Source organism: Archangium sp. (assembly GCF_036389735.1).
Classification (GTDB): Bacteria; Myxococcota; Myxococcia; order Myxococcales; family Myxococcaceae; genus Archangium.
In genome coordinates this window covers 1-7,246 of the sequence record NZ_DASVWK010000045.1, presented here as the reverse complement: position 1 = coordinate 7,246, position 7,246 = coordinate 1, and the positions used below count along the sequence as shown (strand labels likewise).

General features: G+C 69.6%; 9 protein-coding genes. 5 read left to right on the top strand and 4 right to left on the bottom strand.

Annotated elements, in window-relative coordinates; genetic code table 11:
- Together VF794_RS01575 and VF794_RS01570 are read left to right on the top strand one after the other, a co-directional pair.
- The coding region (locus VF794_RS01575; RefSeq protein ID WP_331107013.1) for a DNA ligase at window positions 1-949 on the top strand (949 nt) is incomplete at its 5' end.
- Window positions 950-1,039: 90 nt separating this feature from the next.
- Window positions 1,040-1,408, top strand: a complete 369-nt coding sequence (locus tag VF794_RS01570) for a hypothetical protein (protein WP_331107011.1) — start codon at window positions 1,040-1,042, stop codon at window positions 1,406-1,408.
- A gap of 78 nt (window positions 1,409-1,486) precedes the next feature.
- Here VF794_RS01570 and VF794_RS01565 read toward each other — a convergent pair whose 3' ends face one another.
- The 3 genes from VF794_RS01565 to VF794_RS01555 all read right to left on the bottom strand — a co-directional run bounded on the left by VF794_RS01565 (window position 1,487) and on the right by VF794_RS01555 (window position 4,946).
- Entirely contained in the window at window positions 1,487-2,782 is a 1,296-nt protein-coding gene (locus VF794_RS01565) for a S8 family peptidase (protein WP_331107009.1), read from the bottom strand.
- 125 nt (window positions 2,783-2,907) lie between these two features.
- Window positions 2,908-4,131, bottom strand: a complete 1,224-nt coding sequence (locus VF794_RS01560; protein WP_331107007.1) for a PKD domain-containing protein — start codon at window positions 4,129-4,131, stop codon at window positions 2,908-2,910.
- Between the two features lie 38 nt (window positions 4,132-4,169).
- Entirely contained in the window at window positions 4,170-4,946 is a 777-nt protein-coding gene (locus tag VF794_RS01555; protein ID WP_331107005.1) for a hypothetical protein, read from the bottom strand.
- A gap of 116 nt (window positions 4,947-5,062) precedes the next feature.
- On the opposite strand from VF794_RS01555, the gene VF794_RS01550 reads away from it, so the two are divergent.
- Genes VF794_RS01550 through VF794_RS01540 form a run of 3 tightly spaced genes read left to right on the top strand, consistent with a single transcriptional unit; the run spans window position 5,063 to window position 6,917 of the window.
- Window positions 5,063-5,995 carry a glutathione S-transferase family protein gene (locus tag VF794_RS01550; protein WP_331107003.1) on the top strand — a complete coding sequence of 311 codons (933 nt, stop codon included), beginning with the start codon at window positions 5,063-5,065 and terminating at the stop codon, window positions 5,993-5,995.
- Window positions 5,992-6,192, top strand: a complete 201-nt coding sequence (locus VF794_RS01545) for a hypothetical protein (protein WP_331107002.1) — start codon at window positions 5,992-5,994, stop codon at window positions 6,190-6,192. The genes VF794_RS01550 and VF794_RS01545 overlap by 4 nt, the downstream gene beginning before the upstream one ends.
- On the top strand, window positions 6,189-6,917 hold the full coding sequence (locus VF794_RS01540) for a GDSL-type esterase/lipase family protein (RefSeq protein ID WP_331107000.1): 729 nt from the start codon (window positions 6,189-6,191) through the stop codon (window positions 6,915-6,917). Before VF794_RS01545 ends, VF794_RS01540 begins: the two co-directional genes overlap by 4 nt.
- Before the next feature lie 4 nt (window positions 6,918-6,921).
- On the opposite strand, the gene VF794_RS01535 is transcribed toward VF794_RS01540, so the two are convergent.
- The coding region (locus VF794_RS01535; RefSeq protein WP_331106998.1) for an acetyl-CoA hydrolase/transferase C-terminal domain-containing protein at window positions 6,922-7,246 on the bottom strand (325 nt) is incomplete at its 5' end.

Here is a 7,246-nt window from a genome sequence, read left to right as displayed (position 1 = left end):
GTGCAAGCACCTGCGCAAGGTCCGGGGGGATGCGGCGGAGGACGCCCGCGTGGGTGCCTCGGAGGCCAGCGAGCCCGCGAAGCCAGCCCGCAACGTCCGGCCCCGGGCGAGCGCGAGCACCCCGGCGACCTCGGACACCGTCACCGCCCCGCCGCTGCTGCTGGCGCACTCGTGGGAGAACGATGTCGACCTGACGGGCTGGTGGATGAGCGAGAAGCTCGACGGCGTGCGGGCCTACTGGGACGGCAAGCAGTTCTTCTCGCGCCAGGGCAACCCGTTCTTCGCTCCCGACTGGTTCACCGAGAAGCTGCCGGACTACCCCCTCGACGGAGAGCTGTTCGGCGGGCGCAAGAAGTTCCAGCGCACGGTGAGCATCGTGCGGCGGCAGGACCGGAGCGACGACTGGAAGGAGCTGGCCTTCGTCATCTTCGACGCGCCGGGGATGGATGCCCCCTTCGAGGAGCGGATCGCCCACTGCGAGCGGTTCGTGGAGGACGTGGCGCCGCCGTACGCCGAGTGGCTGCCGCACGAGCCCTGCCACGGAGTGGATCACCTGCGCCGGGAGCTGGCGCGAGTGGAGGGGCTCGGGGGCGAGGGGCTGATGCTGCGCCAGCCGGGCTCGCGCTACGAGTCAGGCCGCTCGCACACGCTGCTGAAGGTGAAGAGCTTCAAGGACGACGAGGCGCGCGTGGTGGGGCATACGGCGGGCGCGGGCAAGCACAAGGGCCGGGTGGGAGCGCTGGAGGTGGAGCTGCGCGACGGCACCCGCTTCTCGGTGGGCACCGGCTTGTCGGACAAGGAGCGGGAGAATCCGCCCGTGGTGGGCACCATCATCACCTTCCGCTACCAGGAGCTGTCCAACGACGGCGTGCCGCGCTTCCCCTCGTACGTGGGGGTGCGCATCGACGCGGCGCCCTTCGAGCCCGTGGCCCGGCGCAAGCGGGCTTGAGCCGGATTTAACCTTCCGCCCGCTCCGGGGTTCTAACGAGCAGAAGACGCCGGAAAGGCTCCGGCGTCCCCTCTGCCAGGAGACCCCATCATGCGCCTGAAGCTCGCCCTGTCCGCCGCCGTTGCCTCGCTGCTGTTCGCCGCCCCCGTGCTCGCCGAGGAGGCCACCTCCGCCCCGAAGGAGGCGCACGGTCGCAAGGAAGGGAAGATGCTGCGGAAGCTGGAGCGCATGGAGCGCCGGCTGAACCGCGCCGTCGAGCACGGTCGCCTCACCCAGGCCCAGGCGGACACGTTCCTCGCCGAGGCCCGGCAGCTCCGCGCGGACGTGCAGGCCCAGCGTCAGGCGAGCGGCGGACAGCTCACCGAGGAGCAGCGCCAGCAGTTCAAGGAGCGCAAGCAGGCGCTGCGCGAGAAGGTGCACGCGGCGGTGAAGGCCACGCAGCCCCAGCAGACCCCGTAACGGCGACCTCCGGGTCGGGAGGAGGAGCCGCCTCAAGCGGACGAGCTCCCCTTCCCTACCGAGTCACCCTGGGGGGTGCTACTCCGCCTTGTCGCTGGCCGTCTGGACGACGGGCTTCAGGGTGGGAGCGCCAATGAAGCCGGAGAACATCAGCCGGTTGGGCGAGCACGTCCCGGCCTTGGCCACCTTGCCCGGCGTGGCGTTGTCGATGAGCGCGGAGGTCACCGCGGCGGGCGAGGCGGAGGCGTTGCGCTCCAGGAAGAGCGCGGCGACGCCCGCCACGTGCGGAGTGGCCATCGAGGTGCCATTGAGGACGCGGGTGGAGGCGTCATCCGTGGGCCAGGCCGAGAGGATCTCGCTGCCCGGGGCGAAGACGTCCACGCAGCGACCCCAGTTGGAGTAGGAGGCACGCTGGTCGTTATTGGAAGTGGCGCCCACGGTGATGGCCTCGGAGGTGCGAGCCGGAGAGCGCACGCAGGCGTCCTGGTTCTCGTTGCCCGCCGCGACCACGAAGGTAACGCCCGCGGCGATGGCACGGCGGACCGCGTCATCGAGCGCATCGCTCTTGCCGCCCCCCAGGCTCATGTTGGCCACCGCGGGGGCCACCCGGTTGTTGGCCACCCAGTCCACGCCGGCGATCACCCCGGCGGTCGAGCCGGAGCCCTCGCAGTTGAGCACGCGCACCGCGTGGAGCTGGACGCCCTTGGCGACGCCATAGAGGTTGCCGCCCACGGTAGCGGCCACGTGCGTGCCATGGCCGTTGCAGTCGTTGCCCTTCTGCCCGTCCGAGAAGGCATCGAAGCTGTGCTCCGCGCGTCCAGCGAATTCCCGGTGCGTGATGCGGATGCCGGTGTCGATGATGTAGGCGTGCACGCCCTTGCCGCTGGCGTTGTAGAGGTAGGTCTGGTTCAGCGGCAGGTTCTGCTGGTCGAGCCGGTCGATGCCCCAGGTGGCCTCGGACTGGCTCTCGCTGATGGACATCACCCCGTTCTCCTCGACGTACTCCACCTCGGGGGCGGCGGCGAGGGCACGAGCCTGCTCCGGAGTCATCCGGATGGCGAAACCGCGCAGCGCATGCTCGTAGGTGAGGAACACCTGGCCGCCATACTTCGCCACGAGCCTCTCGGCGACGAGCGCGGGCGCGAGTGACTTCTCGCCCGGAGCCGGCGCCCTGAGGACGACGATGTACTCACCCCGCACGGCCCGAGCGGCGGTGAGGAACTTCTCCTGGCGCACCTGGGGCCCGACGTCCTCCGCACTGGCGCACCCACCGGGTGGCGGCGCGGGGTCGGGAATGTTCTTGGCCGGACAACCCACCAACAGCGACAGGGACAGCGCGCAGACAGACATTCCGGACACGACATGGAGACGCATGGTTTCCCCCGGGGTGAGACACTGACGAGACTGCATCATTCATTTTAATGGGACGTCTGACGGTTCCCGATCGTGACAGGCCTCCCCCGCACACGTTCAGCATTGAACGCGTCTGCCATTGGCCACTACTTCAGGGGAGGTGGTGCCGGGGCCTCGGGGGACTGCGCGGGAGCCTCGCGTTTGAAGGGGCTCCAGGACACCACCACCTCCTTGCCGGTGGCGTCATGTCCATACAGCGAGTCGAGAATCTGTTTGATATCGGTGGATGCCTCGGCGGGGCTCACCTTCACGTACCCGCGAAAGCCACCGTGCTCGAGGTGCTCCTCTACGTGGATGACCTCGCGCCAGTCGCGCGTGGCGAAGTCCGCCTCACCGTCCCAGTGCACCGAGATGCGCTCGAGGCGCTCCCAGGTGATGTCTGTCTTTTCCGGAGCCCGCACCACCACCTCGCTGCGCCAGCCGCCGTCGGAGTTGGGACGCCAGCGGGAGATGCGCAGCTCGACGGGAGGGGGCGCCTCGGCGGGAGGCTGCCCGCGCGCGAGGGCGAACACGGTGGCCTCCAGGGGCCCACCCCGGTCGAGGCGGGCTTGAAGGCGCACGGTGAAGCTCTTGAGCTCCTGGGCGCCGAGCCCCTGGAGCGAATAGGTATGCTCGACGGTGGGCTCGGTCGTCGTCGTGGTGGAGCCGTCGCCGAAGTCCCACGCATACACCGTGACACGCGCGGGGCCCTGGTACACCGCCTGGAACGAGAAGGTCCCCTGCCCTCGCTGGGTGAGGCCGAGGCGGAGCGGATCGTGCCGCTGTTGCTCGCCCCGACCACACGCGCGGACGTCGATCTCCACCTCGCGCTCGGCCAGCACGCCGACACGTCGCCCGCCGAGGTCGGTGCAGACCTGGAAGCGCACACGGTACGTGCCAGCCGCCATGGGCGCCCGCCACTGGAGCGTCGGGCCGGGCTGAAGCTCGGCGCCTCCTCCCGAGACAGGCCAGACCCAACGGGAGACCATGCCCGGCTCGGGCGCACCGCCGACTCGGGCGGACAAGTGGATGGTTTCGCCCGCGCATACCCACGCCCGATCCATGTCGATGCCCTCGACCCGGACACTGGACGCCAGCGACACCCGCTCCTCGTGCAGGGCGGCGGACAGCGCATCCACCGAGGGGGCCGAGGGCACGGGAACACGCGCGGCGGGTGCTGGGGCCGGCGGAGCGAGCGGAGAGTGAGGCCGCGCCACCGCGGCGGGAGGTCCGCTCTCGGTGACGCGGGGAGGAGACGGCTCGACGCCGTCCCGCCGGAGCCACAGCGCGACGGCGAGCACGAGCAGTACCGTCGCGGCCGCGAGCCCCATGAAGGCTCGCGTCCTGGAGCCTGAACGTTCCGAGAGCACTAGAACCCGAAGTCGTTCAGGTGGCGGCGATAGCCTTGCGAGTTGTTCCGGTACCACTGATCATCCCAGCCCTTGAACTCCACGTCATCGAGCAGGCGCTCGGTCTTGCCATTGAGGGTGACGGAGTTGATCAACTGCACCGTCGTCGAGCCCACGTTGCGGGAGACGAGCTTGTCCGTGGTGTCGAGGAGCTGAGAGGCATAACGGCTGCAATAGTCCTGGGCGAAGCAGCCGCTGTCGCAGGTGCTCAAGTTGTTGTAGGTGGCGTGCTTGTCCTCGGCGACGTAGAGCGTGGGCCAGCCGCGATAGGCATTGCGGGAATCGCTGGCGGTGTCGTACTCGAGCTGGGAGGAGGAGTACCAGGCCGACGAGTCACAGCTGCTCTTGCGATGGGCGGACAGGTAGGCCCAGTCGAGGTACCACCGGCCGCCGGAGTAATGGATCTCGAGGATCTGGAACTCGGGATCTCCGTCGTGCCCGGTGGAGACACCGGTGTCCTCGAAGAAGGTGTCCATGTAGAAGATCTGGAGCGTGCGGGTGGAGAAGCTGGTGCTCTTCACCGCGTAGTAGGGACGCCGGCCATAGCCGCTCTCACCACTGTCGAACCAGAAGCGGGGCATGAACCAGTAGGCGACCTGGTACTCGCAATCATCGTTGAGCCCGTCGCGGTCGGCGTCCGTGCCAGTGCCCCAGCAGTTGTCGCCATAGGGAATGGTGCCGAGCCCATCGGCACGGGCGGGGGTTCCTGTCAGGGCGATGAGCAACCCCAACGACATGACTGCGGTTCTGACGATGCGGTCCATTCGAGTCCTCCGGGGGTGAGGGGCGCGGATGCTACACCGGGAAGCACAAGCTTGTTGCACGCAGGACACACCTCTGGCTCGCTGTCACCATGTCCCAGCTCATCCTGCACCACTACCCACGCTCGCCCTTCTCCGAGAAGGTCCGCACCCTGCTCGGCTTCAAGGGCCTGCGATGGACCTCCGTCATCATTCCCGCGATCATGCCCAAGCCGGACGTGATCGCCCTGACGGGTGGCTACCGCAAGACGCCCCTCCTGCAGATTGGCGCGGACATCTACTGCGATACGGCGCTGATCGCGGACGTGCTGGAGCGGCTCGCGCCAACGCCGACGCTGTATCCGGCCGAGTCAGCGGGCCTGGCGCGCATCCAGGCGCAGTGGGCGGACTCGACCCTGTTCTGGACCGCGATCGCCTACAGCTTCCAGCCGGCGGGCCTTCAGAGCATCTTCGGCAACCTGCCGCCCGAGCACCTCAAGGCCTTCATGGCGGACCGCGCGGCCTTCCGCGCCAACGCGCCCCGCATGCGCGTGCCGGAAGCCATCGGGGCGCTGCGGCTCTACCTCGAACAGCTCGAAGCCCAGCTCGCGGACGACCGCCCCTGGCTCCTCGGGAAGGCCACGAGCCTCGCCGACTTCTCCGTCTACCATCCGCTCTGGTACATCCGGCAGGCGGCCGGGGTCGCGGGCATCCTCGAGTCGTACCCCCACCTGACGGCCTGGATGGAGCGCGTCCAGGCCCTGGGACACGGCACCTCCGAAAAGATGGAGAGTGGCGAGGCCGTCGCGCTCGCCGCCTCCAGCACGCCGGTGTCCACGGAGGGTGAGGCGTTCCTGGACCTGCACGGCCTCGCGCGGGGCGAGCGCGTCACCGTGGCCGCGACCGACTACGGCGTCGATCCGGTGGAGGGAGCGCTCGTGCTCTCGCGGCCCAATGAGCTCGCGGTGCGGCGTGTCGATGCGCGCGCGGGCGAGGTCGTGGTGCACTTCCCTCGCCTCGGCTTCCAGGTCCAGAAGGTGGAATGAGCCCGCGCCTCTCCGTATTCGATGCGCTCTCCGCGCTCGCGCTGCTCGTGGGACTGGCCTTCCTGCTGATGTGGCCCTTGAGCTATCGGTGGTGCCCTTCGGCCCTGGCCGCCCCCATGGCTGGCCCCCAGGCGGACCTCGGCCCCGCCGTGAATCGCGGCGGCGCCGGCCTTATCTCCCCCCTCCCAAGCCCATGAAAACCCCTACCCTGATCACCCTGGCGACCGCGCTCGGGCTGAGCCCGATGATGACCACCCCCGCCTGTGCCGAGGCCCCCCACTCCTCCGTGGCCCTGCGCACGCCCATCCGCTACGCCGCCCTCGGCGCCTCCGACACGGTGGGCGTAGGGAGCCGCACCCCCACACGGGAGAACTGGACCGCGCGCATCCACGCGGCGCTGCCCGGGAATACCGTGTACGAGCGCTTCGCCCGCAGTGGCATCACCCTCGGGGAGGCGGTGAAGGTCGAGGTGCCCCGCGCCATCGCCTTCCGGCCCACGCTCGTGACGATGTGGCTCTCGGTGAACGACGCCCTCGGCCACGTGCCCCTGCCCACCTACCAGAAGTCGCTCCAGGCCACGCTCGAGCGGCTGACGCGGGAGACGGAGGCCCAGGTGGTGCTGCTCAACGTCCCGGACCTCGCCGCCCTCGCCCCAGGCCACGCCTCACCGCAGGCGCGCGCACAGCTCCGCGAGACCGCGAGCGCGTGGAATGCCGCCATCGCCGCCGCGGCCCGGCCCTACGGCCAGCGCGTCCTGGTGGTGGACCTCGTGCCCGCCTCGAAGGAGCTGCCCCAGCACGCCAGTTGGCTCTCCTCCGACGGGTTCCACCCGAGCCCCGAGGGCTACCAGAAGCTCGCCGACCTGACGCTCGAGGCGATGCACCGCGCGGGGTTGCTGCCCACCGCGGAGGCCGCCGACTGAAGGCTCATCCGCCCTTGGGGAAGGCGCGGCAGGCCTGATCGTAATCCCGCCACCAGCCCTCCAGGGCCTTGAGGTCGGTGGGCCGGGGCTCGTCCCCCGCGCCCGCGATGTCCAGGTAGGCGTGCAGCAGCGGGCGGAAGTGCGGGTGCGCGCACCGCTCGATGATGTCCACGGCACGCCGCTTGGGTGAGCGGATGTCCATGTTGAGCGCGTAGCCGTGCTCGGTGACGACGCACTTGATGTCGTGCTCGGTGTGGTCGATGTGCCGCACGTACGGCATCACGCAGCTCACGATGCGCCCGTCCTTCAACGGCCGGGTGGACGGCGTG